The sequence below is a fragment of the Cupriavidus sp. 8B genome (assembly GCF_054589115.1).
Window position 1 is genome coordinate 26,506 of sequence record NZ_BAAILO010000530.1, and the last position, 23,577, is coordinate 50,082.

The following is a 23,577-nucleotide window of genomic DNA, read 5'->3' on the forward strand; positions in this document are numbered from 1 at the left end:
GGATAGGACGAGAGCGATGGCGGACGGCAGCGGGAGTCGAACCCACTTGAGAGCCGCTGTCGCCCGCAGCTTGGGTTGAAGTCCGACTGTACCACCGGATACGGATGCCTTCCTGTCGGATCCATTCAGGCGGGACGGGGATCCTTACCTGCTGTGGCGCGCCATGACCATTTGATGCGCTTTCGTGATGGTGAACAAATGCTCATCCCTGGCACGGAGTGGGAGCGCGACCGTCCCAAGTATCTCGGGCTGTTGGGCCTGCCAGCCACCGCTGATACCTTCATCGAACAGCTGATATGACTCTCCGTGTCAATCGCGATTGTTGCTGCGCAGCGGACGCAGTGCTCCCCTCCGGGACCGCATCCGATTAACCGGATCGAGGAATTGCGCCCTACAACTGGTAACCTTCTAGCGCGGCTGGGTCGGCATCGACCGTGGCGCCGACGTCGTCCTTGCCGGTTGCAGCCTCGGCGACCCGGCATTGAACCGATCGCGCATCATGTGGAACGGTGCTTGTCTGGAACGCGCACGTCGCAGCCACGCCCCGCTGGGGAGATCCCAGTTATCTGCGATTACGGCCGTGGCGGACTCGATTCGCGGATAGGCGGCGACGTCGCCACCGTTGCGAGGCCAGTGCGCGCGACAACGGACTACCGCCTCGGCGCTTCCCGAGCGTCGCAAAGAAAGCTCAGTGTATCGAAACGATGCAGCCGATGCGGCGGCGATCTGTGGGGCGGTGCCCTGCGCCAACATGCGCTTTGTACCGATCAAGGACGAACACCAGCAAGCCATCCTCTGCTTGCATCGCACCCGCCAGGGCTTTGTCGAGGAGTGCACCGCGTGCTACAACCGGCTCCGTGGGTGGCTAGCAGAATTTGACGTCGTCTTGCCACAGAAGCCCGACCGACGACGAAGAGAGATCGGGGCGCACCTGGAATCCCTACCGAGCTGGGCCAGCCGGTGCATCGACGGCGGGGATACCGTACAGTCGACCCAGTTCGGCTTGGTGATCGCGGTGAGTGCATCCTCGATTGGTTTCACATCGCCTTGCGGGTGCAGAACCTCGAACAGATGAACAAGGGCAGGCCGGCACACTGCGACGGTCCTAGCAACGCTGCCTTGATCAAAGCGCTGCATGGCGCCAAGTGGCACCTGTGGCACGGCTGCCCCAACCGGCGTTGCGCCGACTGGAAAGCCTGGGCTGCGATCTGGAAGCTGAGGCAAGCCCCGAGGAAGCCAAACTCCTTGGCAAGCTCGAGGAGTTCATTGCCTACCTCGAAAACAATCGGCACTTCATCGTGAACTAGGTGACCGCTATCGGCATGGGGAGCCCATTGCATCAGGTTTTGTCGAGTCAGCCGTCAACCAGGTGGTCAGCAAGCGATTCGTCAACGGCAGCAGATGGCGTGGCGGCCTCGGCACGCGCACAACCTGCTGCAAATCCGGACTACCGTGCTCAATAACCAACTACGGTCTTACGTTGAACGATGGTATCCCTCCATCGCCGGAGAACAAGGCCAATGCTTTGCCGCTTAATCGGCCCCCGGTTTGGCGCGGCCTCCATTAAGAGTCATCAAAAATTCACGATGACTGCGTAGCATCCGCGGATCGCAACGCCCGCGGAATCCGGCGTGTTCGGCCGAGATCAGGCCGTCAAGGGCGCTCAGGCCTGAGCCGAGATACACGATACGGTCATCACGCTCGACGCCGTCCCAGGCGCTCGGCGCCCACTGGTCGGCCACGTAGCGAGGCGATTGCAGGACGGCTTCGCTGACAGGGAAGGGCAGGTGGTCGGCGCGACGGTACATCAGCCCCGTGGCGAGCACGACCTTGTCCGCGAGCAGGCGCTGCCCGTTGGAGAGCGTCAGCGCATAGCCGGAGCCGGTGGCCTGCAGGCCGGTGGCGCGGGCCCGCACATGCTCGAGCGACACGCCAGGGCGCAGCTGGACCAGCGTGGCCGACCAGGTTTCCTGCAGGTAGACACCGTAGAGCCGGCGCGGCGGAAGACTGTCCGCGAGGGGAACGCCTTCGGGCGGCGCCCAGCCACCTGCCTGCGCCTGACGCGCGAGCCAGTCGGTGAAATGGGTCGGCTCCTCATCGAACAGGCTGATCGCCTTGCTCACTCCGTTGATAAGATGGTGATCCAGCGCGGTGCTGTAGGCCACGCCGAGACCCGGTGTGCCGGCGGGGTCGATGAGCTGGATATGCAGTGATACCGTCGACTGGCGCAACAGGCGCAAGGCTACGGCGATACCGGCAAAGCCGCCCCCGACAATGGCGATGCGGGGTACGGGATAGGTGCTCATGGGATAAAACAGGTGCGTTCAGAGAGCCACGGAGACCGCGGCGGGATCGGCAATGGCTTCAGCGGTGGCTGCGGTCGGTTCGGCGTTCCTCTGGCCCCACACGCGGTATTGCGCGGCAGCGTGGTCGTCGCCAACCCTGGCGCGGCCAGGGCCGTAGAGCTTTTCGCGCAGCGTGCCGGGCTGGTACGCCGTCTTGTAGACGCCGCGGCGCTGCAGTTCCGGAACCACGAGATCGACGAAGTCCGTATGTGAGTCCGGCATGATCGTGTAGCTGAGGTTGAACCCGTCCACGCCGGTTTCCTCGATCCATGCCTGCATCGCGTCGGCCACCTGTTCAGGCGATCCCACGATGACCGGGCCCTTGCCGCCAATGGCGTTGTGGCGCGCGAGTTCGCCGATCGTCCACGCCCGGTCGGGATCGCCGATCGTGAACCCTTCGATGGTCGATTGCATTGCCTCGCTTTTCTCATACGAGAACGGCTCGCCGATATCGCGGCCGGCAAGGTCGACGCCAGTCCAGCGCGAGAACAGCGCCAGCGCGCCTTCCAGGCTCACGTGCTGTTCGATGTCGGCGAGCTTGGCGCGTGCTTCTTCCTCGGTGCGGCCGACGATGACGGTCAGCAGCATGAAGAACAACACGGACGCGGGATCACGACCCTGTTCGGCGACGCGACGGCGTGTTTCGTCTACGGTATCGCGGATCACCTTCTTGCTCGGCGCGCTGATGAAGACGCACTCCGCATGGGTGGCCGCAAAATCCTTGCCTCGCCCCGAGGCACCGGCCTGGTAGAGCAGCGGGGTGCGTTGGGGCGACGGCTCGCTGTAGTGCACACCCTCCATCTGGAAATACTTGCCGTCGTGGTGGATGTCGTGGACCTTGTCCGGGTCGGCGAAGACCTGGGCTTCGCTGTCGCGCACCGCTGCATCGTCTTCCCAGCTTCCTTCCCAGAGCTTGTAAAGCAACTCCATGTATTCGTCGGCCACGTCATAGCGCTCGTCGTGCCCACGCGAATTGCCCAGTCCCACTGCCTTGGTGCCGGTGCTTCCGAAGCTGGTGACGATGTTCCATCCCACGCGGCCGTTGGTGAGGTGATCGAGCGTGGACATGCGCCGGGCGAACTGGTAAGGCGGCTCGTAGGTCGTGCTGCTCGTGACCGCAAGACCCAGATGCGTGGTGACTTGCGCCATGGCCGAGACCAGCAACAGCGGATCCAGCCGTGGAAACTGCAGCGCGCCGCGGATGGCCGGCGCATGGGAACCGCCGTAGACGCTGTAGGTGCTGATGCCGTCGGCCCAGAACAGCGCGTCGTACAGCCCTCGCTCTGCGATCCGGGCCAGTTCCGTCCAGTAGGACAGCGTGTTGTACTGCAGGGATTTGTCGCGCGGATGCTTCCAGAGACCCGGCGAGAGATGGCTCGGGGCAAAGGTGACAAAGGCGTTGATGCGAATTTCTTTTGGCACGGTACGTTGCCTTGCTAAAGTTGAGGGAGCGTCGGCCAGGGTCATGCCACCGGCAGTGCGGAGACCGCTGGCTGATGGCCATGACGTGCCTGCGCAGCCGGATGCGATGCCGGCAGACGGGCGAGTCCTTCGCCGTAGAGCTTTTCCCGGAGCGTGCCGGGCGCGTAGTCGCGCTTGTAGACGCCGCGGCGCTGCAACTCGGGCACCACTAGGTCGACAAAGTCCTGGAAGCTTTCGTGGGCGACGGCGTAGCCGAGGTTGAATCCGTCGATGCCTGTCTCGTCCACCCACGCCTGCATCTGATCCGCGATGGTGGCGGGGGAGCCCACCAGCAGACTGGCGCTGCCCCCGCCGATGGCCACGCGTTCGAGGATCTCGCGGAACGTCCAGACCCGGTCAGGGTCAGCACGCGTGTAGTTGTTGATGACCGACTGCATGTGGTTCGATTCGACGTACTCGATCGGGTCGTCAAGGCTGTATTTCGAGAGGTCGATCCCCGCCCAGCGCGAGAACAGGGCCGCCGCGCCTTCGGTGGATGCGTACTGCAGGTAGTCCCGAAATTTCGCTTGTGCGAGCGTGTCCGTGGCGGCGGGAATCGCCGTGAGCGAAAGGAAGACCTTAATGCTATCGGCGGGCCGTCCGGCCTGCACGGCACGCTGGCGCAGGTCGTCCACGGCATCCTTCACAACCTTCTTGCTGGGTGCGGAAATAGACACACATTCGGCATGCCGGGCGGCGAACGCCTTGCCGCGCGCCGAGGTGCCGGCCTGGAACAGCAGCGGTGTGCGCTGCGGCGATGGCTCGCAGATGTGAATGCCTTCGCTCCGAAAGAACTCGCCTTCGTGATTCACGGTGTGGATGCGCGCGGGATCGGCAAATATGCCCTGTTCCTTGTCACGCAACACGGCGTCATCCTCCCAGCTGCCTTCCCAATACTGGTAGACCAGCGACATGTATTCGTCGGCCACGTCGTAGCGGTCGTCATGGGCGCGGGCCGCCTGGCCGTTGAGCGCCTTGGTGCCGCTGTCGCCAAAACTGGTGACGATGTTCCAGCCCACGCGCCCATCCGTGACATGGTCCAGGGTGCTCATGCGGCGTGCGAAGAGGTACGGGGGCTCGTAGGAGACGCTGCTCGTGATGCCGAAGCCGACATGCTTTGTCACATGGGCCATGGCCGAGACGAGCAGGATGGGATCGAGCCGAGGAAACTGCACGGCATGGCGGATGGCGGTGTCCGGGCTGCCCTTGTACACATCGTAGAGGCTGATGCCGTCGGCCAGGAACACCGCGTCGAACTTTCCCTGCTCGCTAATGCGTGCGAGATCGGTCCAGTAGGAAAGCTGGTTGTACTGGAGCGAGCGGTCGCGAGGATGCCGCCACAACCCCATCGACAGATGGGACGGGGCAGCCAGCGCGAACGTGTTGAGTCGGATTTCCTTGGTCATGAGGCGGGAGTGAGGTCGATCGGGTCGGGCGCGCTAACGCCGGCCGGATGAGGAGTTGGCCAGGTAAGGCGGGGTGCTCGAGACCGTTCAAGGGTAATCAATACCGGCCGGCCGGCTAAGCACGAATTTGGCATATCGATACCGATTTCAGCATATGTTGGATATGCGAAATGAGTCGTTGCCGCACTTGTGGTGCCGGTCACACTATGTGTCTCGCTGACCGGCTCCCAATCGAGCGCTGCTTCGCTGGGGCGGCCTGGACCGTCATGTAATCACATAGTTGTCCGTCGTGTCACATGCAAACAGGTGGCGGCCTCGGCCCGCCCGCGCATCAGGACCGTTGCGCGGGCAATGCATTGAAGAGGAATGCTCCCACCATGTCCGCAGTACTCGAAATCGATGCCGTCTCTTCGCATGAACAGGATGTCGCGCCGCAACGTGCAACGCCAAATCAGGGCCGCCGAGACCTGACCACGCTGAGAAGGCTCGCGCAGGAACGTTTCGCACCGCGCGAAAGGGCTCTGCATGAGCGCGCGGCCCTTCCGCTCGAGAACCTGAAGGAACTGCACGAAGGTGGATGGTTGCGACTGACCTTGCCGGAGGCGCTGGGCGGCAGCAATAGCCACCTCGGTACGGACGATCCCGCTACCTATCTTCAGGCAATCCGCACGGTGGCACGCGTGTCGCCGGGCACCGCCCATTGCCTGCAGGTTCACAATCACGCGATCTGGACGGTGCTGGAGGCAGGCACACCGGAGCAGCACGACCTGTTCCTTCGGCCGTTGCAGAACCGGCTGTCCCTTTTCTCGTTCATGGGCAGCGAGGCCGGCTTGCAGCCCGGCGGGTCGGGGTTCCAGACCATCGCGACGGCGCAAGAAGGTGGCCTGCGCGTGGACGGCCGCAAGCAATATGCGACCAATGGCGTGGAACGCGGTTATGGCATCGTGTTCTCTTCGCTGGCGGGCATCGACGGCATGGCGGCGAACCACCAGATGGTGATCGTCGAACCGGGCATGCCGGGTGTATCGCAGGAGAACGGCTGGTACCAGCCCAGCGGCATGCGGGTGGCCGAAAGCCCGCGCATTTGCCTCGATCACGTGCGCATTCCCGCCACGCATGTACTCGGCAAACCAGGCGAGTATATTCGCGGCCGTTGGCAGGGGCGCTTTCATCTGGGGTTCGCCGCCAACTACCTCGGCACGGGCGAAGGCATCTTGAACTGGTCGCTCGCATGGCTGCGTCAGTTTCCAGAGCGAATTGCTGATCCCTTCGTCCAGGCGCATGTTGGGGAAGTCCAGGTGGCGCTGCAGGCCGCGGCGGCATCGCTGGATCACGCCATCGGCGTCTGGCGTAGTGGCGATGTCCTGAAGGCCGAACTGGCCTCGATGGCGGCAAAATCTTCGTGCGCCCAGGCGGCGACGCTGGCTGCGGAGAGGCTCGGCCGCCTGACTGGCTCCAGCGCGCTGTTCGATTCGCATCCGCTTGGACGGCTGATCCGCGACCTGCAGACGCACATCCTCCATGTGGGGCACGACCGCACACACCAGACCATCGGCGCGGCTGCACTGGGCCAGACGTTCGATTCCACGCGACAGCGATGAGCACGCGCAATCGGGCATGCGACGTGCTGGTCGTGGGCTATGGCGCGGCTGGCGCGGCCGCGGCGATCGAGGCGGCGGATGCCGGCGCGGACGTACTGCTGGTCGAGAAGACGGCATGGCCGGGCGGTTTGTCCGTGGTGTCGGCAGGCGGGGCACGCATGGCGTTTGACGCCGATGCGGCACTGGCCTATCTGCGTACCACCTGCGGAAACCGTACGCCTGACGATGTGCTGCAGGTACTTGCCGGTGGCATGCGCGACTTTCCAGCGTGGATGCAGTCATTGGCTGACGACGTCGGCGCGCGCCTGGTGATTCGCCCGGCGGCGGGCAACTACCCGTTCGAAGGATTTGATGCGCTGGGCTATGTTGAAGTGCAGGCGCTGCCCGCCGAACTCGAATTCGACTGCGCGATTCCCGAGAAGGTCCGCAATGTCTCACCGTCGGGGGCCCGGTTCTTCGGCTTGCTCCAGGCGCATGTGGAGCGCAGGCCGGTGTCCGTGCTGACGTCGACGCGCGTGGCGCGGCTCCTGCGCGACGGGAGTGACGATGGCGGCGTCGTGCGGGGCGCGGAACTGGAGGACGGGCAGGGCCGCATCATCGTGCGTGCTCGGCAAGGCGTGGTCCTTGCGTGCGGTGGCTTCGAGGCAAACGTGGAGATGCAGGACGCGTGGCTGGAGCCGGCCGTTGTGCTCAACGGGAGCTTCCTGGGCAATACCGGTGACGGTATCCGCATGGCCCAGGCGCTTGGTGCCGACCTCTGGCACATGTGGCATTTTCACGGTCCGTATGGATTCCGCCATCCCGATCCCACCTTCCCTTACGGCCTGTACCCGAAGAATTTCCCGATGTGGACGCCCGGGCATGCCGACGGCGGCCTGCCCGTGATGCCGTGGATCCTCGTGGACCAGCTCGGCCGACGCTTCGCGAACGAGTACGAGCCCTATCCCGGCGACACCGGCGTGAGGCACTTCTCCCACCTGGACGGCAACCACGGGCGCAATACGCGTTTGCCGGCGTGGATGGTGGTTGATGCCGACGGGTTCTCCATGTACAAGCTCGGCCGGCTCGTCGCACACGACGCCACGCTGGACTTCCAGTGGAGTGAGGACAACCGAAGGGAGCTGGACCTGGGCATTTTCCGTCAGGCCGACTCGCTGGCCGAGCTGGCGCAACAGGCCGGTGTACCCGAACAAGCGCTGGAGCACACGGTGCAACAGTGGAATACGGCTTGCGATGCCGGGCATGACGCGGACCATGGCCGGCGGTCGTCCACCATGCATCGCGTTGCGCGCGCGCCGTTTTACGCCGCCCAGGTGTGGCCGCTCGTGATCAACACCCAGGGCGGGCCCGTGCACGACGCCCATCAGCGCGTGCTGGATGTGGAAGACCGCGTCATTGAGGGACTGTATGCGGTCGGTGAGCTCGGCAGTGCGTTCGGCCACATCTACATGGCAGGCGGCAACCTGGCGGAATGCATTGTCGGCGGGCGCGTGGCAGCCCGGCACGCGGTGTCGCGCGGCCGTGCGGCACGCAACGATCCCGGCATGAACCCAATATCCAAACCAAGAGAGGAACCCGTTTCATGAAGGCAGTCTTCCAGATCACCGGCATCGTCGCTGCGGCGATGATGCTTGCCGCGGCGCAGGCCCACGCGTTGGGCGGCAAGCCCGCGGTCGACAAGCAGACGCTGGTGGTGGCTCTCGCCTCCGGGCCCGGCAGCCTTGATCCCCAGGTGGCGGCCAGCATCGATTCGGCCAAGTACGCCTGGAACGTGTTCGACACGCTCTATGGCTTCGATGTCAAAGGCAATCTCGAGCCGCGCCTGGCCACGGCATACAAGATCAGCGACGACGGCTTGGTCTTCACGTTCACCATCCGCAAGGGCGTGAAGTTCCACAACGGCGACAGCATGACGGCGCGCGACGTGAAGTACTCGCTTGACCGGATTCTGGACCCGTTGACGAAGAGCACGCGGCGCCCGTTCTTCGTCAACGTGGTGGAAAGCGTGCTGTCCCCGGACGACCGTACTGTGGTGATCCGCCTGCACAAGAAGGATGGCGCCTTCCTGAACAAGGTGGCCGGCTATCTCTATATCGTTCCCGAAGTGTATACGCGCGGCCTAGGCGCGCCCGAAGCGTTCGCGCGCCAGCCTGTCGGCACCGGTCCTTACCGGATCGTTTCCCACCAGATCGGGCAGTCCCTCGAATTGCAGCGCTTTGCGCAGTTCTGGGGCACCGCGCCGAAGGTCGACAAGATCGTTCTCCGCTTCGTTCCTGAAGCCAGCAGCCGTGTGAATGCACTTCTGGCCGGCGAGGTGGATCTGGCGGCCGAGATCGCGCCCACCGAGGTGGAGCGCCTGCAGGGTATTCCCGGGCTGCACGCGGTGTCGGTCCCGGGTGGCAGCCCCGTCTACGTCCGCATCTACGCGAACGATCCCAAGACGCCGCTCGGCAAGCCCCAGGTGCGCCTGGCATTGAACTACGCGATCGACAAGGAGGCGCTGATCAAGAGCGTGTACCGCGGCCGCGCGGCGCCGTTGCGTTCGCACATTCCCGACAGCTATCCGTCGGATCCGAACAAGGGCCTGCAGTCGTTCAAGTACGACCCTGTCCTGGCGCGCAAGCTTCTGTCGGAGGCAGGCTTTCCGCAGGGCTTCTCCACCAGCCTGATGTGCACCACGCCGACGTTCGAGCGCGCGTTCTGCGAGGCGATTGCCAGCTATTGGGCGCAGGTGGGCGTGAAGACGCAGATCCGCCTGATCGACTCCACGGCATCCAATCGGCTGAACAATACGCACCAGAGCGGTCCGTTGTTCCTGTCGCACTTCGGTAATGCTATTTACGACCCCATCCACGTGGTTGGGGGCTCCATGGCCAAGGACGGTACGTGGGCGGACTACGACAACCCGGCCGTGCAAGCGCTGATCGAGAAGGTGGACGGCGTCAACGATCCGAAACAGCGCACGGAGACCTTCAACCAGTTGCTCAAGCTGGCCCGCGATGACGGGGAGGCGGTGTTGATCGCCGAGCCGCAACTGAACTACGTGACCGATTCCGCCTTGCAGTGGCAGCCGCAGATTGCAGGCTGGAGTCTCAACTTCCGACAGGTAGCCTGGAAATGATGTTCGCCATGACCCGCAAGACTTTCGCTGGCGGCGCTTCGCCTGCCCTGGCCGTGGCGCTGACGCTGGGGTTCGCCTTTCCGGCGGTCGCCATCGATGGCAAACCGGCCGTCGACAAGCAGACCGTGGTGGCGGCCATCACGGCGCTGCCGGCCAACCTGGATCCGCTGATTCCACCCAGTATCGAATCGGCAAAGTACGCATGGAACGCATTCGATTCGCTGTACGGCTTCGATCGCCAGGGCAACCTCGAGCCACGACTGGCCACGGGATACGACATCGGCGGCGATGGACTGGTCTGGACGTTCAAGCTCCGCAAGGGTGTGAAGTTCCACAATGGCGACGATTTAACGGCGGAAGACGTGAAGTTTTCGATGGATCGTGTCCTGCAGCCGGAGACGAAGAGCACGCGCCGGCCATTCTTCGCGCCGGTGGTCGAATCCACCACAGTCAAGGACGCGCATACCGTGGTGTTCCGCCTGAAGAAGAAAGACGGGGCGTTCCTCAACAAGCTCGCGGGCTACCTGTACGTGGTGCCGCACAAGCTCGTGCAGTCGCTGCCCAATGCCGATGCGTTTGCCCAGGCACCGGTGGGCACGGGGCCGTGGAAGGTGGTGCGCAACCAGGTCGGGCGTGAGCTGGTGTTCGAGCGCTTCGACGGGTTCTGGGGCAAGAAGCCCGCGGTCTCACGATTGATCTACAAGGTGGTACCCGAGGCCAGCAGCCGCGCGAGCGCCTTGCTGGCCGGGGAAGTGGATCTCGCCACCGAGGTGGTGCCCACCGATCTCGAACGCCTTCAGTCCAACAAGGGGCTGGCGGCCGAGGTCGTGGACGGCGGTAGCCCGCTGCACATTCGCATCTACTCGAATGATCCGGCCACGCCGCTTTCCAAGAAGGAAGTGCGGCTGGCCATGAACTATGCGGTTGACAAGAAGGCCCTCATCGCCAGTGTCCTGCGCGGGCAGGCGGTGGAGCTGAATTCGCTGATTCCGTCCAGCTACCCGTACGGCAGCAATCCGACCCTGAAGCCATTCGAATTCGATGTCGCGAAGGCAAAGCAGCTGCTTGCCCAAGCGGGCTATGCCAAGGGCTTCGACACGAGCCTGACCTGCCCGAGCAACCAGCCGCGCGTGATTTGCGAAACGCTGGCCGCGTACTGGGGGCAGGTCGGCATCCGCACGCAGATCAAGGTTATCGATTCGGTGGCGTACAACCGCCTAAACAACACGCACCAGAGCGGGCCGCTGGTGGTGATGGGCTTCGGCAACGCGATCTACGACCCGATTCACGTGATCGGCGGCGCGGCGACGAAGGATGGCACGTGGTCGGACTACTCGAATCCCGACGTCGACCGGCTCGTCGCGCAGGTGGATGGGGAAGCGGAGAGGGCGAAGCGCGCTGCCATCTTCAGGCAGGTGCTGCAGATCACTCGCGATGACGGCCAGGCCGTGTTGCTGGCGGAGCCCAAGCTGATCTACGTCAAGGACCCGCAACTCGACTGGAAGCCGCAGGTGGCTGGCTGGAGCCTGAACTTCCGCGAAGCGGCGTGGAAGTGAGCGACCGGAATCGCCATGCTGAACTACATCCTCAAGCGGCTCGGGCAGTCCGCATTAACCGTGTTCCTGGTCATTGCGCTGATCTTTACCGTCGTGCGCGCCATTGGCGACCCGACGCACCTGATGCTTCCGCCGGAAGCCACCGAGGCGGACCGCGCCGTGCTGCGCGAGCAAATGGGGCTGGACCGGTCGCTGCCCGTGCAGTTTGCGTCGTTCGTCGTGGATCTCGCGCATGGCGATTTCGGAACCTCCTACCGCTTCGCAAGGCCGGCCTTGGGCGTGGTGGCGGAAGCCTTATTGCCTACGCTGATCTTGGCCGTGGCGGCGTTGGCCGTGGCGGTGCTCATCGGTTTGCCGCTAGGCATAGCGTCGGCGCTGTGGCCACACGGGGTAGTGGACCAGTTTGCAAAGATCTTCACGGGACTGGGCCAGGCGGCACCGCCTTTCTTCTTCAGCCTGATCTTCGTGATGGTGTTCTCGCTGCAATTCGGCTGGCTTCCGACTGGGGGATACGGCACACCGTCGCATCTCGTCTTGCCGATGTTCGCGCTCGGCTGGTATGCGGCGGCCGGTGTGGCGCGCCTGACGCTTTCTAGCATGACGACGGTGCTGCATTCCGAGTACGTGAAGTTCGCCCGCATCAAGGGCGTTCCCGAGCATGTGATCGTGCTGCGGCACGCACTCAGGAACGCCATTTTGCCGGTGATCACGTTTGTATCGCTGCAGTTCGGCGTATTGCTTGGTGGCGCCGTCTCGGTCGAGGTGGTGTTTGCCTGGCCAGGCGTGGGGCAGCTCATCCTCGATTCGATCAACAACCTCGACTACACGATCGTCCAGACTGCGGTGACCGTGGCCGCGATCGTGTTCGCGCTGGTCAACCTTGTGGTGGACCTGCTTTATGCCGTGATTGACCCGCGTATCCGCTATGCCTGAGATCGTAACTTCCAGTCCTCATATCGTGCCCCTTGCGATTCGCGAAGTGCCCGCGGAACCCGTCCTGTCCGAGGCGCCGCACAAGCGGTCGGGTCGCCGCGCAGCTCGCCTGCAGAAATGGGTGGCGCTCATCGTCGTCATCGTGGTGTGCGCCTGCGCTGTCTTCACCGAGTGGCTGGCGCCGTTTGATCCGGTTGCCATAGCGCTCTCCGATACGTTCTCGCCGCCGTCGGCCGCGCACTGGATGGGAACCGACCAGCTCGGCCGCGACATCCTTTCGCGTGCCATGTATGGGGCCCGAATCTCGCTGGCGATTGCCCTGGTCGTGGTCACGTTCGCCGGCGTGCTGGGAACCCTGCTGGGTGTGATTGCCGGCTATGTGGGCCGTGCGGTGGATGCCGTCATCATGCGCCTGACGGATCTGCAGCTTGCCTTTCCGGCCGTGATCCTCGCGCTGGTGCTGGCGGGTGTCATCGGCGTCAACATGACCAACCTCGTGGTAGTGCTCACGCTGGCCAACTGGGCGCGCTTCGCGCGTGTCATACGCGGCGAAGTGCTTTCCCTCAAGACGCGGGAATTCGTATTGCTGGCGCGGCTGAGCGGTGCCGGCCCATGGTGGGTGATGCGCAGGCATATCGTGCCAAACATCGCTGGTACGTTCGTGGTGCTGGTCACGCTTGATATCGGCAGTGTGATCATTCTCGAAGCGACGCTGAGCTTCCTCGGGCTCGGCGTGCAGCCACCGATGGCGTCGTGGGGCTCGATGATCGCGGAGGGGCGCGGACAGCTGAGCAACGCGTGGTGGGTATGCGTGATGCCCGGCGCGGTGCTGATCGCTACGGTTCTCGGCACGAATCTGCTTGGGGACGTATTGCGCGAGAAGCTCAACCCCGTCCTTCCTGAAACCTGGTGAGGCGGCGACATCATGGATATTCTCCTGGAAACGCGTGACCTGACCACGCAGATCGTGACGCGCGGCGGCACCATCACCGCCGTCGATCACGTGAACCTCAAGGTCCGCAAGGGCAAGGTGCTGGCGCTTGTGGGCGAATCCGGGTCCGGCAAGAGCATGACGTGTTCGTCGATGCTCGGCCTGCTGCCGCCGAATGGCAAGGTGGTAAAGGGACAGGTGCTGTTCAAGGGGCAGGACCTGGTGAACATGCCGCCTCGCGACCTGCGCAAGATACGCGGCAAGCAGATCGGCATGGTGCTGCAGGACGCGATGACCGCGCTCAACCCGCTGTTGACCATCGGCGAGCAGGTTGGCGAGGTGTTCCGCTGGCACCACGGCGTCACCGACCGGAAGGAACTGCGGCGCCTGAGCATCCAGGCGCTCGAGGCCGTGAAGATTCCGGCGGCGGAAGAGAGGCTGGACAGCTATCCCTTCCAGTTCAGCGGCGGGATGCGCCAGCGTGTGTGTATCGCGATCAATATCGCCTGTTCGCCCGACCTGATCATCTGCGACGAACCGACCACCGCGCTGGATGTCACGGTCCAGATGCAGATACTGGGGCTGCTCAAGGAGCTCCAGGCCACGCGCTACATGACGATCGTGTTCATCACGCACGACCTGCAGCTCGCGTCGCAGTTTTGCGATGACGTGGCCATCATGTACGCCGGGCGCATCGTCGAACAGGGGCCGATTACTGAGGTGTTTGCGCACCCGGTGCATCCCTATACCGAAGGGCTCGTGCGCGCCATTCCGTCGCTCGACGATTGCGACGCGCCACTCAAGACCATTCCCGGCACGCCGCCGATCGCGCGCGACTGGCCGCAAGGCTGCCGTTTCGCGCCACGCTGCGCCGAGGCCGACGCGCGGTGCCGGAGCACCTACCCGAACTGGTTCGAGTGGGACGCTGGCCGCCGCAGGGTCGCATGCTGGCATGCCGTCCAGAGAGTGCATGGCGACGGAGCTGACGTCGCCGGCTACGAATCGATGCCGCAGACGGGTGAATATCACCCTCACAAGCAGAAGGTCGCATGACAGCCGCCACCGCATTCATTTCCGCAGCCAGGCTGCACAAGACCTATCGGGTGCGCAAGGGGCTGTTCGGCAAGAGCAAGACCCTGCACGCCGTGGCGGGGCTCGACTTCGATGTGCCGCCCGGCAGCACGTTTGGCCTGGTTGGGGAGTCGGGCTCGGGGAAAAGCACGCTGGCGCGCCTGCTGCTTGCGGCCGAACCGGCAACGAGCGGCGAGTTGCACGTGGATGGCCGGCTGGTCTCCTCCGGCACGGTCGCCGAGCGAAAGGCTTTTCACAAGCTGGTCCAGCCCGTGTTGCAAGACCCCTACGCGTCGCTGAACCCGATGATGCGCATCGGGGAGATCGTCGCGGAGCCCATGCGAGTCCACGGCCTGCTCAAGGGGCCGGCGTTGCACGATCGCGTGGGGGCGTTGCTCGAGTCTGTCGGTCTGCTGCCGGAGATGGCGCAGCGCTACCCTAACGAACTCAGCGGCGGTCAGCGGCAGCGCGTGGCCATTGCGCGCGCACTGGGGCTGGAGCCTCGCGCGCTAGTACTCGACGAGCCCGTGTCGGCGCTCGATGTGTCCATCCAGGCGCAGATTTTGAACCTGCTCAAGGACATCCAGGCCCGGCGGGGGCTGACCTATGTCCTCATCTCGCACGACCTGGCTGTCGTAGCCTATATGAGCAACCGCATCGGCGTGCTGTACCTGGGCGAGTTCATGGAACTGGGCAGCCGCGACGACATCATCCGCAACCCAAAGCACCCCTACACGAGGGCGCTGCTGGCTTCGAGCGAGAGCCGGGTAGAGACGGGCGCATCCGTGGTGTCCGAGATTCCGTCACCGATCGCCTTGCCGACCGGTTGCCGCTACCAGTCCCGCTGCCCGCACGCCTCGGTCCGTTGCCGGCAGGAGAAGCCAGAGCCGCGATCGGTCGGTGGCATGCACAGCGTGGCCTGCCATTTCGACCTGTGACGGCCTTTCCCACCATCCCCTCTATTCCCTCCATCCCCCAACATTTCCAGATAAGGAGACAGACCATGACCAAGACCCAACTTGAATATCCTGAAACCACGGTTCAGGTGTCTCCGTTGTCGGCGCATATCGGTGCCGAGATCCATGGCGTGGACCTGACCCGCCCGTTGAGTACCGAAGAGATCGCCGCCATTCGCGGCGCGCTGCTACGCTGGAAGGTTGTGTTCTTCCGGGACCAGGCACTGACGCATGCTTCCCAGATCGCGTTCGCTCGCCAGTTCGGTGAACTGACGGTCGGCCATCCGGTATTCGGCCATGTCGATGGTTATCCGGAGCTCTACTCGGTCGCAAAGAATCGCAAGGCAAACCGCTTCCAGGGTCAAAGCAACCAGCGGCCGTGGACCGGTTGGCACACCGATGTTACCGCAGCGGTCAACCCGCCGGCGGCGTCGATCCTGCGCGGCGTCACCATCCCGCCATACGGCGGCGACACCCAATGGACCAATCTTGTGGCCGCGTATCGGGCCTTGTCCGCGCCGATGCGCCAGTTTGTGGACGGCCTGCGCGGCGTGCATCGTTTCACGGCCCCGGCCGGCGCCCGCGCGACGCAGGAGTTCAACCAGCTCGTGAATCGTGCTTCGCTGGTCAGCGAACATCCGCTGGTGCGCGTGCATCCGGAAACCGGTGAGCGTGCGTTGTACGTCAGCCCGTCATTCCTCAAATCGCTGAAGGGATTCTCGCCGCGCGAAAGCCAGCAGCTCCTCGAGCTGCTCTTCGAGCATGTGGTGCGCCCCGAGTTCACGGTGCGTTTCAGGTGGCAGCCCGACAGCGTCGCGTTCTGGGATAACCGCGCAACGGCTCACCTCGCCCCGACAGACGTATTCGATCTCGACTTCGATCGTCAACTGCACCGGGTCACGCTGGTGGGCGATGTTCCGGTTGGCCCCGATGGTCTGCAATCCACCGCGATTGGCGGCGATCCGATGCTTGCGGCCCACCAATTGGCCAGTTGACGGCAAGCGACCCGGTGCCGGCCGGCCCTCTACCCGGCATCGCTTCGATGGTGTCCTTGACGGTCTGCCACATGGCGTGGCTGAGGTGGCGCGTGATACGGGGCTTGGACTGGCCGCGCCGGCTGCGTGCCAGGGAGAGCGGATTGCCGGCGAGGTAGCCGGCGTCCGCCAGCTAGGTGAACAGCGTATTGAGGATCACCATCGCATGCCGCGCGCTGGCCGGGGAGAGCGGGCCGGCGAACGGCCGCCAGTCGGGCGCGCCGCGCACGAGCTTCTTGCGCGATGCCATCACCCAGCGCCAGGCCGGTTGCGGATCGGCCAGGAAGCGCGCGTAGGCCAGCAGGTCCTCGTGCGTGAGCGAGGACAGTGGCTTGCCCAGCTGCAGCACCGCCCACAGGATCAGCCGCTCGACCTCGCGCCGGTAGGTTTGGAGGGTCGCCGCGCTGTCGGCATAGCGCGCGAGCCAGGCGGTGACGGCGGCCAGGTCGTCGGCCGCGGCGATCCGCGTGGCCGTGGCGGAGGCGCGGTTGCTGCCGGCCGCGCCGGACAGCGCCGGCGTGAGGCGCAGGCGCTCGAGCGGGGTGGGGAGCGGGGCGGCCGGGCTGTCGGGCGGCTGAATGGGGAGCAGTTCCATGAGCGGGTGGCGGCGGAGGCCGTCAGTGAAACTAATTTTGTTCCCGTCATGGACACGGAAAATATGGGCAACCAGAGGGTCGAGTAACAAAATTAGTTTAAAAAGTTGAAAGACAAATTGTTCCTTCAGCCGACAGTTAAACTAATATTGCCTCTTTTGAATTCCAAGTGGGTGGTATCGTGGCGGGTTTCAGGTAAAGAGCAACACGATCGATGCATAGCAAACTGTTTGAAGCAGCCCTTGGCGTAAGCGATCCGTGGTTCGTCCGGGAAGTCGACTTCAACGCGCAAACCAAGACGTTGACGATCCAGATTGACTTTGTCGCCGGCAGCCGCTTTTCCCACCCGGAGGTCGCCGGTGGGCACCGGGTTCACGACACGGTGACCAAACGCTATCGGCACCTGAACTTCTTCGAGCACGACTGCTATCTGGAAGTCCGCACGCCCCACGTGAAGCTTCCCGACGGCCGCGTGGCGTTGGTCGAGCCGGACTGGGCTGGCAAGCTCTCTGGCTTCACGTTGCTGTTTGAAGCCATGGTGGTGGCGCTTGCGCAGCAGATGCCGTTTTCTGCTGTAGCCAGAACGGTGGGTGAGTCGTGGCATCGCGTGTACGCTATCTGCGAGCGCTATGTCGACCTCGCGGTGGCCGAACTCGATCTGGCCGGCATGACTGCTGCCGCCGTTGATGAAACGTCCTACAGGCGCGGTCACAACTACCTGACGCTTGTCGCTGATGCCGACGCGCGTAAGGTCGTGTTTGTGACCGAAGGCAAGGATGCTGGCACGGTTGGCAAGTTCGCTGAACATCTGCGCGAGCACAATGCTGTGCCCGAGCAGATCGGGGTGGTCAGTATCGACATGTCGCCAGCGTTCATCAAGGGCGTCAGCGAGCATTTGCCCAACGCGCGCATCACCTTCGACAAGTTCCATGTCGTGGCTCACGCTTCGGCAGCCGTGGACAAGACCCGGCGTATCGAACAGAAGACCGATCCAAGCCTCAAAGGCCTGCGCTGGACACTGCTCAAGGATCGCGACGCGTTGATCGCCAACGTCACGACCAAACGCACCGCCCGTGCCTGGCTGTATCGCGAGCAGTTGCGCGACATCCTTGAGCGCAAGCAGATCAACGTTGTTTCCGCAATGCTCGCGCAGTGGTGCACCAACGTCATGCGATCCAAGGTCGAGCCAATGAAGGAGGTCGCGCGCATGATCCGCAAGCATTTCGACGGCATCGTTGCATGGACTCAGACGCGCCAGACCAATGGCTTCCTGGAGGCGCTCAACGGCCTGTTCCAAGCCGCCAAGCGCAAGGCCCGCGGTTATGTGAGTTTCAAAACCATGCGCACCGTGGTCCTCCTGATCGCCGGAAAGCTCGACTTCTCCTCGATCAACCCGCATGCCGCATAACCCACTCATTGCTCAAAAGAGACCCTTTTCGGGCAGAGCAATCCAAGCGGAAGAAGCGAAGGAGCTCGGCATCGTCATGGAGGTTGTCGAAGAGGCCGCGCTTAGGGACCGCGCATTGGAACTTGCACGGAGTTTTGCAGCCAATCCTCCCCAGGCATTGCGCCTTACTAAGCGATTAATGAAGGCAGCAAAACGGATGGAAATCGTGGATTTCCTTGATTACTGCGCAATCTTTCAAGGTATGTGCCACAACACTGAAGACCATCTTGAAGCTGTCGCTTCCATGATCGAGAAACGAACTCCGCAATTCTGCGGCAGATGATGATTTGAATTCGACTGATAGAGGGCAAGCGCGTGGAGTGGGGAGAAAGTGGTGGTTCTTCTCTCTCGCTGAGGCGCGTCCCCCGCAGATGGTCAACACAACGGCTTCCTTCAGGATCTCGATAGTTGCAGCTCGCTGATCTCCTTCATCGCTGCAGCCAATTGGCGAGGCTGGGACCACAGCTTCGCCAGCGCTCACAGCGGCCAGGCTTTCCTCCTGGTACTGCTTGCGTCATGCGAACACCTGATTGGGATTGAGCCCGCGCCGTGTTCCGATGCCTCACGCCGGCGAAGAATCGTATGTTTCATGGTTAACTCTTATGGATCGGCTGTTGCCTTTGCGTTAATTTACGTCCCGAGGTGGCAAGTCGCCGTCTGTGCAAAAGGGCCAGAAGGAGAGTGTTGTCCGAGCCTAGAAGAAAGAACTTGAGGAGATCATGTTATGAAAGTAAAGCTGCTGGCATTTTCGGCCGCTACGCTAGTTGTTTCCAACGCGTACGCGCAATCTAGCGTCACGTTGTATGGTGTTGCCGATGCAGGCATCGAGTACCTTAATCATGCTGTGGCCTCGACCGGGACTGTCGCTCGGGGTGCAGAGGGTAACAATCTATGGGCTGTCCAGTCCGGCAATCTGTCAGGTTCACGCTGGGGTTTGCGAGGCGTTGAAGACCTGGGTGGTGGCTTGAAGAGTATCTTCTTGCTGGAGAGTGGATTTGCCATCGACGCTGGTACGTCGAGCCAAGGAAGCCGCCTGTTCGGCCGGGGCGCGTACGTCGGCCTGCAGAGCGAGGCGGGGCAGTTGACGTTGGGTCGCCACACTACGCCGTTCTTTGATTTTGGCGGAAAGTACGATCCTCTTTGGATTATTAGTCGCTATTCCAGCGCCTCCCAGGACCCCTTCATGGGTTCAGCGCGCGCTGACAACTCGATCAAATATAAGGGAAATTTCGGCGGATTGAGCCTGACTGGTTTGTACAGCTTTAACACAAACAATCAGGAAGTTCCCGGTAACTTCACCAACGGTCGCGAGTACTCTGTCTCAGCGAGCTATGAAGTCGGTCAACTCTCTGTCGGGGTGATTTATGACCAGACAAATAGATCGTCTGCGACCGCGCTGACGACGAATAACCTTGTTCGCCGGTCCGCCCTGGCTGCCACTTACGACTTCGGGCAGGTTACGCTCTCTGCCGGTTACCGTTACGCACATGCCTTCAACGGCGCCGTCCTGCCTGGCGTAACGCTGAAAGACACGGTTTCCAACTTTGCTTGGGCCGGCATTGGCTACCAGGCGACACCAGCCTTGTTGCTGACAAGCGCTGCGTACTATCAGAATCTGCGTAGCGCAAACGCAGGAAATCCTTGGCAGTTCGTTACACAAGCTTCCTACGCTCTATCCAAGCGTACTGATCTGTATGCTACCGTTTCGTATGTCCTGAACAAGGGCAAATCGAATCTTGGCGTCAACGGATTCAATGATCAGCTGGGAACGAGTAACGAGGCCGTACAGCCGGGCGCAAATCAGTTTGGCGCTGTAATGGGCGTTCGCCACAAGTTCTGAACATCGCGAAAGCCTTTCGAGAACCGGAAGCGTTATCCCGACGAGGCCCCACGCGGGGGTGTGGGGCCTTGGTGCATATACCACACGGAAGTAATTAGCTTAGGTTCGCTGTGCAGCCACATAGGCTCCAGTACGGTGTAGTTGACCTTCGCTATGATCGAGTGCTTTGATCGCTCCCTTTCCGTTCTTCGCAAGGAGCTGTCGTAGTACAAAGCCATTCTGTCACTCCGGAATCTGGCCGGAACCCGCGCCGCATATAAAAGTCCGACCGGTGAGTTGACAATATTGCTTGCACTCTCAGCGAAGCAAAATCGTCAATTCGCATTAGTCCGGATTAATTTTGTCAATTGACGTCCTAGACTTCGAATCCCGCTCGTAAGGCATTGATCTTATGGAAGAATCTCTGCACATAGCGGAGTCGGTTGCGCTCGTCCGCCCGCGCGGTGCGCACCGCGGCGTTAATGGGATGGACGCCCCTACCCGTCACGGCTTCGGTATGCCAAAGTGGGAGCGCATAGCAACCCCATGAACCGAGCAGGAGTGTCCATCATGAAGACTGCGACGATTGGCATCGACTTGGCAAAACATGTTTTCCAGGTTCACGGCGTGGATGAGCACGGCAAGGCCTCATTGAAGAAGCAGCTCAAGCGTGCCCAAGTGGCGGAATTCTTTGCAACCCTCCCGCCGTGCGTCGTCGGGATCGAAGCCTGTGGTAGCGCTCACCACTGGGCTCGCAAGCTGCAGAGCTTTGGCCACACGGTGCGATTGATGGCGCCGCAGTTCGTCAAGCCATACGTCAAGACCAATAAGAACGACGTAGCCGATGCCGAGGCGATCTGCGAAGCGGTAACGCGACCGAATATGAGGTTCGTGCCGGTCAAGAATGTCGAGCAGCAAGCGGTGCTGGCGCTGCACCGTGCACGTCAGGGCTTCGTGAAGGCGCGTACAGCCCAGGCCAACCAGATCCGTGGGTTGCTGGCCGAGTTTGGGTTCGTGGTTCCCCAGGGTATTGGGCAGATCGCTAGGCAGGTGCCGGATTTGATCGAAGATGCAACCAATGATCTGCCTGGCACGTTTCGTATGCTCATACAGCGGTTGTTGGCGCATCTGAAGGAATTGGATCGTCAGGCCGCTGAAATTAGTGCCCAGATTGAGGCTTGGCACCGGAATGACGAGTTGAGCCGCAAGCTGGCAGCAGTCCCCGGAATCGGCCCGATTACCGCCAGCGCACTGGTCGCAACCGTAGGCAATGCGCGGAACTTCGCCAGTGGTCGTCAATTGGCGGCCTGGCCGGGTCTGGTTCCTCGGCAGCATTCCAGCGGCGGAAAGAGCATATTGCTTGGCATCAGCAAGTCAGTATGACTCCCCTCGCAGCGAGGCTGGCCGCCGCGGGGACGTAAGCGCGGGTTAGCATTGCTGCCAGAGCCGCATTGAGTGTGGCAGAACCGCCACTCAACGGTTCGTTTCCGACGCGGAGGCCAGCATGGAAAACGATAGCACGTTGTATGTGGGACTGGACGTTCACAAGGATTCGATCACGGTTGCGTATGCGATCGGTATGGTAAGCGTCCCGCCGTCCCACCTTGCCGTCGACGACGTTTGTGAGAGAGCGGACGCGCTCAGGACGCGGAATGCCAGTTGTGGGGGAGCAGCTCGTCGATGCGGCTGTTCAGATGGGTGGGCAGGCGGGTCAGCACATCGTTGAGGTAGGCCCACGGATCGTGCCCGTTGAGTTTGGCTGATTGCACCAGGCTCATCACGATCGCGGCGCGCTGACCGGCCAGTTCGCTGCCTGCGAACAACCACGAGCGCCTTCCCAGGGCCCAGGGACGGATCAGGTTCTCCAGACTGTTGTTATCCACGCTTACCTCTCCATCGAGGAGGTGGTGCGTCAGCGTCGGCCAGTTCTTGAGGCTGTAGTCGAGTGCCTTGGCTGTGATGCCGCCATCGGGCACACGTGACCGCTCCAGTTGCAGCCAGGCATGCAGTTGCTCCCACAGTGGCTTGGCGTCGCTGTGCCTTCTGGCCAGACGTTGCTCGCTGCTCAGGGTGGCGAACTCCCGCTCAAGACGGTAGATCTGCGCAATGCGACGCAGTGCCTCTGGCGCGACCGTGCTGCCGCCCTGGTTTCGTAGCAGTTCGTCGTACCGACGTCGGGCATGGGCGAGACATCCTGCGGCTATGCGGCCGGGGTAGGCTTGCAACACGCTGTCATAGGCAGCGTATTCGTCGCGCACCAGGGTACCTTGCCAACATCGCTCGTTGCCGTCTTCGCGGGTACCTCCCAGGAAGGCAATTGGGTACTGCGCACCTCGACCAACACAGAAGTCGTAGATCACGCCAGGTTGTGGATCGAAGGTGCCGCGCGAATAGGCCCAGATGTAGGCCCGCTTGGTTTTACCGGCTCCCGGATCGAGCATCGCCACCGGTGTCTCGTCGGCATGCAGCACCCTTGATGCAAGTATGAAGCGCTTGTGCGCTTCGTAGAGCGGTTCCAGTGCGGCACCGGCACGCCCGGACCATGCGGCCAATGTTGAGCGCGGCGTGTGCACGCCCGAGCGGGCATTGATCGTCTCCTGCCGGTAGTACGGCAGGTGGTCGACGAAGCGGCTGATCAGCGTGTGCGCCACCAGCCCGGCTGCAGGCAGCCCACCGTCGATGATCTGCGGTTCAACGGGTTCCTGCACCAGGCGTTGGCAGCAGCGGCAGGCCCACTTGCCATAGATGTGGCGGTGCACGAAGAACTCCGCCGGTACGATATCCAACTTCTCGCTGACGTCCTCACCCACGCGTACCATGGCTCTTCCACAGCCCGGTGTCGGGCAGTTGGTGTCCTCGGGTTCGTGGTGATGCTCGACTCGGCGCAGGTGGGCCGGCAGGGGCTGGCGACGGGGTGTGCGCTTGGAATTGGTGTTGGCTTCAGCAGAGGGCTCGCCCTTGGCCTGCTGCAACTGCGCTTGCAGACTGGCTTCGTCTTCGGCCAGGGTCTCCTCGAACAGCCGGCGCTGCTCGGCGCTCATCGCCTCGGTCTTGGCCCCGAACTTCCAGGCCCTGAGTCGCGCCAGCTCGAAGGTGATCTTCTCGATCTTGACGTCCTTGAGCTTGATCTCGCGTTCCTGCTGCTGGATGTGTGCGAGCATCTGCTGCGCCAGTGCCAGGACGTCCTCGGGCGCGAGGTCCTGAAGGCCTTGGTCTTGTAGTTGGCGCAGGTTCAGCATGGAACGATCGTGCCAGCCACCGGGTACTACCACCATCCGGATTTATGCTGTCAACGCACCGTGA

17 protein-coding genes, 1 tRNA gene and 5 pseudogenes are annotated in these 23,577 nt (G+C 62.7%); 15 read left to right on the top strand and 8 right to left on the bottom strand.

What is annotated here, in order from left to right; genetic code table 11:
- Window positions 1-17: 17 nt before the first annotated feature.
- Window positions 18-113, bottom strand: a tRNA-OTHER gene (locus tag ACYP5B_RS46620).
- A gap of 584 nt (window positions 114-697) precedes the next feature.
- On the opposite strand from ACYP5B_RS46620, the pseudogene ACYP5B_RS46625 reads away from it, so the two are divergent.
- Window positions 698-967, top strand: a pseudogene (locus ACYP5B_RS46625) (IS110 family transposase); the annotation flags it as partial.
- 187 nt (window positions 968-1,154) lie between these two features.
- On the top strand, window positions 1,155-1,307 hold the full coding sequence (locus tag ACYP5B_RS46630) for a hypothetical protein (protein ID WP_459376871.1): 153 nt from the start codon (window positions 1,155-1,157) through the stop codon (window positions 1,305-1,307).
- Window positions 1,308-1,532: 225 nt separating this feature from the next.
- On the opposite strand, the gene ACYP5B_RS46635 is transcribed toward ACYP5B_RS46630, so the two are convergent.
- From ACYP5B_RS46635 to ACYP5B_RS46645, 3 genes are read right to left on the bottom strand one after another with little or no spacing between them, the layout of a single operon-like run.
- Window positions 1,533-2,306: an FAD/NAD(P)-binding protein gene (locus ACYP5B_RS46635; protein WP_459376872.1), complete on the bottom strand. Its 774-nt coding sequence runs from the start codon at window positions 2,304-2,306 to the stop codon at window positions 1,533-1,535.
- Window positions 2,307-2,324: 18 nt separating this feature from the next.
- Window positions 2,325-3,767, bottom strand: a complete 1,443-nt coding sequence (locus ACYP5B_RS46640; RefSeq protein WP_459376873.1) for an LLM class flavin-dependent oxidoreductase — start codon at window positions 3,765-3,767, stop codon at window positions 2,325-2,327.
- A gap of 41 nt (window positions 3,768-3,808) precedes the next feature.
- The gene (locus ACYP5B_RS46645; protein WP_459574097.1) at window positions 3,809-5,212 is read right to left on the bottom strand and encodes an LLM class flavin-dependent oxidoreductase; all 1,404 of its coding nucleotides are present in this window, start codon (window positions 5,210-5,212) and stop codon (window positions 3,809-3,811) included.
- 296 nt (window positions 5,213-5,508) lie between these two features.
- Here ACYP5B_RS46645 and ACYP5B_RS46650 point away from each other — a divergent pair, with 296 nt between their 5' ends.
- From ACYP5B_RS46650 to ACYP5B_RS46690, 9 genes are all read left to right on the top strand, one after another.
- Entirely contained in the window at window positions 5,509-6,813 is a 1,305-nt protein-coding gene (locus ACYP5B_RS46650; protein ID WP_459574099.1) for an acyl-CoA dehydrogenase family protein, read from the top strand.
- Entirely contained in the window at window positions 6,810-8,399 is a 1,590-nt protein-coding gene (locus tag ACYP5B_RS46655; RefSeq protein ID WP_459376876.1) for an FAD-dependent oxidoreductase, read from the top strand. The genes ACYP5B_RS46650 and ACYP5B_RS46655 overlap by 4 nt, the downstream gene beginning before the upstream one ends.
- Window positions 8,396-9,934, top strand: a complete 1,539-nt coding sequence (locus ACYP5B_RS46660) for an ABC transporter substrate-binding protein (RefSeq protein ID WP_459376877.1) — start codon at window positions 8,396-8,398, stop codon at window positions 9,932-9,934. Before ACYP5B_RS46655 ends, ACYP5B_RS46660 begins: the two co-directional genes overlap by 4 nt.
- A gap of 8 nt (window positions 9,935-9,942) precedes the next feature.
- Window positions 9,943-11,490 (top strand): ABC transporter substrate-binding protein, encoded by a 1,548-nt coding sequence (locus ACYP5B_RS46665; protein WP_459376878.1) that lies wholly within the window; start codon window positions 9,943-9,945, stop codon window positions 11,488-11,490.
- A gap of 15 nt (window positions 11,491-11,505) precedes the next feature.
- Complete coding sequence (locus tag ACYP5B_RS46670; protein WP_459376879.1) at window positions 11,506-12,423, top strand: ABC transporter permease; 918 nt, start codon at window positions 11,506-11,508, stop codon at window positions 12,421-12,423.
- Window positions 12,424-12,544: 121 nt separating this feature from the next.
- Window positions 12,545-13,336, top strand: coding sequence for an ABC transporter permease (locus ACYP5B_RS46675; protein WP_459574102.1), 792 nt, complete (start codon window positions 12,545-12,547; stop codon window positions 13,334-13,336).
- A 54-nt stretch (window positions 13,337-13,390) separates the two neighbouring features.
- A complete protein-coding gene (locus tag ACYP5B_RS46680) occupies window positions 13,391-14,407 on the top strand; it encodes an ABC transporter ATP-binding protein (protein ID WP_459574103.1) in 1,017 nt (338 codons plus the stop codon).
- Entirely contained in the window at window positions 14,404-15,363 is a 960-nt protein-coding gene (locus ACYP5B_RS46685; RefSeq protein WP_459574105.1) for an ABC transporter ATP-binding protein, read from the top strand. The genes ACYP5B_RS46680 and ACYP5B_RS46685 overlap by 4 nt, the downstream gene beginning before the upstream one ends.
- A gap of 65 nt (window positions 15,364-15,428) precedes the next feature.
- A complete protein-coding gene (locus tag ACYP5B_RS46690) occupies window positions 15,429-16,376 on the top strand; it encodes a TauD/TfdA dioxygenase family protein (protein ID WP_459376883.1) in 948 nt (315 codons plus the stop codon).
- A 34-nt stretch (window positions 16,377-16,410) separates the two neighbouring features.
- On the opposite strand, the pseudogene ACYP5B_RS46695 reads toward ACYP5B_RS46690, so the two are convergent.
- A pseudogene (locus ACYP5B_RS46695) lies at window positions 16,411-17,010 on the bottom strand (tyrosine-type recombinase/integrase); the annotation flags it as partial.
- 212 nt (window positions 17,011-17,222) lie between these two features.
- Here ACYP5B_RS46695 and ACYP5B_RS46700 point away from each other — a divergent pair.
- Window positions 17,223-18,416 carry an ISL3 family transposase gene (locus tag ACYP5B_RS46700; RefSeq protein WP_459574107.1) on the top strand — a complete coding sequence of 398 codons (1,194 nt, stop codon included), beginning with the start codon at window positions 17,223-17,225 and terminating at the stop codon, window positions 18,414-18,416.
- A complete protein-coding gene (locus ACYP5B_RS46705) occupies window positions 18,406-18,738 on the top strand; it encodes an enoyl-CoA hydratase-related protein (RefSeq protein ID WP_459376885.1) in 333 nt (110 codons plus the stop codon). The genes ACYP5B_RS46700 and ACYP5B_RS46705 overlap by 11 nt, the downstream gene beginning before the upstream one ends.
- 125 nt (window positions 18,739-18,863) lie before the next feature.
- Here the strand turns inward: ACYP5B_RS46705 and ACYP5B_RS46710 are convergent.
- A pseudogene (locus tag ACYP5B_RS46710) lies at window positions 18,864-19,005 on the bottom strand (IS3 family transposase); the annotation flags it as partial.
- A gap of 174 nt (window positions 19,006-19,179) precedes the next feature.
- Here ACYP5B_RS46710 and ACYP5B_RS46715 point away from each other — a divergent pair.
- Window positions 19,180-20,295, top strand: a complete 1,116-nt coding sequence (locus tag ACYP5B_RS46715; RefSeq protein WP_459376886.1) for a porin — start codon at window positions 19,180-19,182, stop codon at window positions 20,293-20,295.
- Between the two features lie 99 nt (window positions 20,296-20,394).
- Here the strand turns inward: ACYP5B_RS46715 and ACYP5B_RS46720 are convergent.
- Window positions 20,395-20,505 (bottom strand): annotated as a pseudogene (locus ACYP5B_RS46720) (MurR/RpiR family transcriptional regulator); the annotation flags it as partial.
- A gap of 339 nt (window positions 20,506-20,844) precedes the next feature.
- On the opposite strand from ACYP5B_RS46720, the pseudogene ACYP5B_RS46725 reads away from it, so the two are divergent.
- Window positions 20,845-21,648, top strand: a pseudogene (locus tag ACYP5B_RS46725) (IS110 family RNA-guided transposase); the annotation flags it as partial.
- Between the two features lie 266 nt (window positions 21,649-21,914).
- Here ACYP5B_RS46725 and tnpC read toward each other — a convergent pair.
- Complete coding sequence (tnpC, locus tag ACYP5B_RS46730) at window positions 21,915-23,513, bottom strand: IS66 family transposase (RefSeq protein WP_459574110.1); 1,599 nt, start codon at window positions 23,511-23,513, stop codon at window positions 21,915-21,917.
- Window positions 23,514-23,577: the final 64 nt, after the last annotated feature.

Coding starts and splice junctions, on each gene's coding strand:
- ACYP5B_RS46660 (WP_459376877.1), top strand. CDS start 8,396: ATGAAGGCAGTCTTCCAGATCACCGGCATCGTCGCTGCGGCGATGATG.
- ACYP5B_RS46655 (WP_459376876.1), top strand. CDS start 6,810: ATGAGCACGCGCAATCGGGCATGCGACGTGCTGGTCGTGGGCTATGGC.
- ACYP5B_RS46645 (WP_459574097.1), bottom strand. CDS start 5,212: ATGACCAAGGAAATCCGACTCAACACGTTCGCGCTGGCTGCCCCGTCC.
- ACYP5B_RS46690 (WP_459376883.1), top strand. CDS start 15,429: ATGACCAAGACCCAACTTGAATATCCTGAAACCACGGTTCAGGTGTCT.
- ACYP5B_RS46715 (WP_459376886.1), top strand. CDS start 19,180: ATGAAAGTAAAGCTGCTGGCATTTTCGGCCGCTACGCTAGTTGTTTCC.
- ACYP5B_RS46650 (WP_459574099.1), top strand. CDS start 5,509: ATGCAAACAGGTGGCGGCCTCGGCCCGCCCGCGCATCAGGACCGTTGC.
- ACYP5B_RS46705 (WP_459376885.1), top strand. CDS start 18,406: ATGCCGCATAACCCACTCATTGCTCAAAAGAGACCCTTTTCGGGCAGA.
- tnpC (WP_459574110.1), bottom strand. CDS start 23,513: ATGCTGAACCTGCGCCAACTACAAGACCAAGGCCTTCAGGACCTCGCG.
- ACYP5B_RS46635 (WP_459376872.1), bottom strand. CDS start 2,306: ATGAGCACCTATCCCGTACCCCGCATCGCCATTGTCGGGGGCGGCTTT.
- ACYP5B_RS46700 (WP_459574107.1), top strand. CDS start 17,223: ATGCATAGCAAACTGTTTGAAGCAGCCCTTGGCGTAAGCGATCCGTGG.
- ACYP5B_RS46685 (WP_459574105.1), top strand. CDS start 14,404: ATGACAGCCGCCACCGCATTCATTTCCGCAGCCAGGCTGCACAAGACC.
- ACYP5B_RS46665 (WP_459376878.1), top strand. CDS start 9,943: ATGACCCGCAAGACTTTCGCTGGCGGCGCTTCGCCTGCCCTGGCCGTG.
- ACYP5B_RS46670 (WP_459376879.1), top strand. CDS start 11,506: ATGCTGAACTACATCCTCAAGCGGCTCGGGCAGTCCGCATTAACCGTG.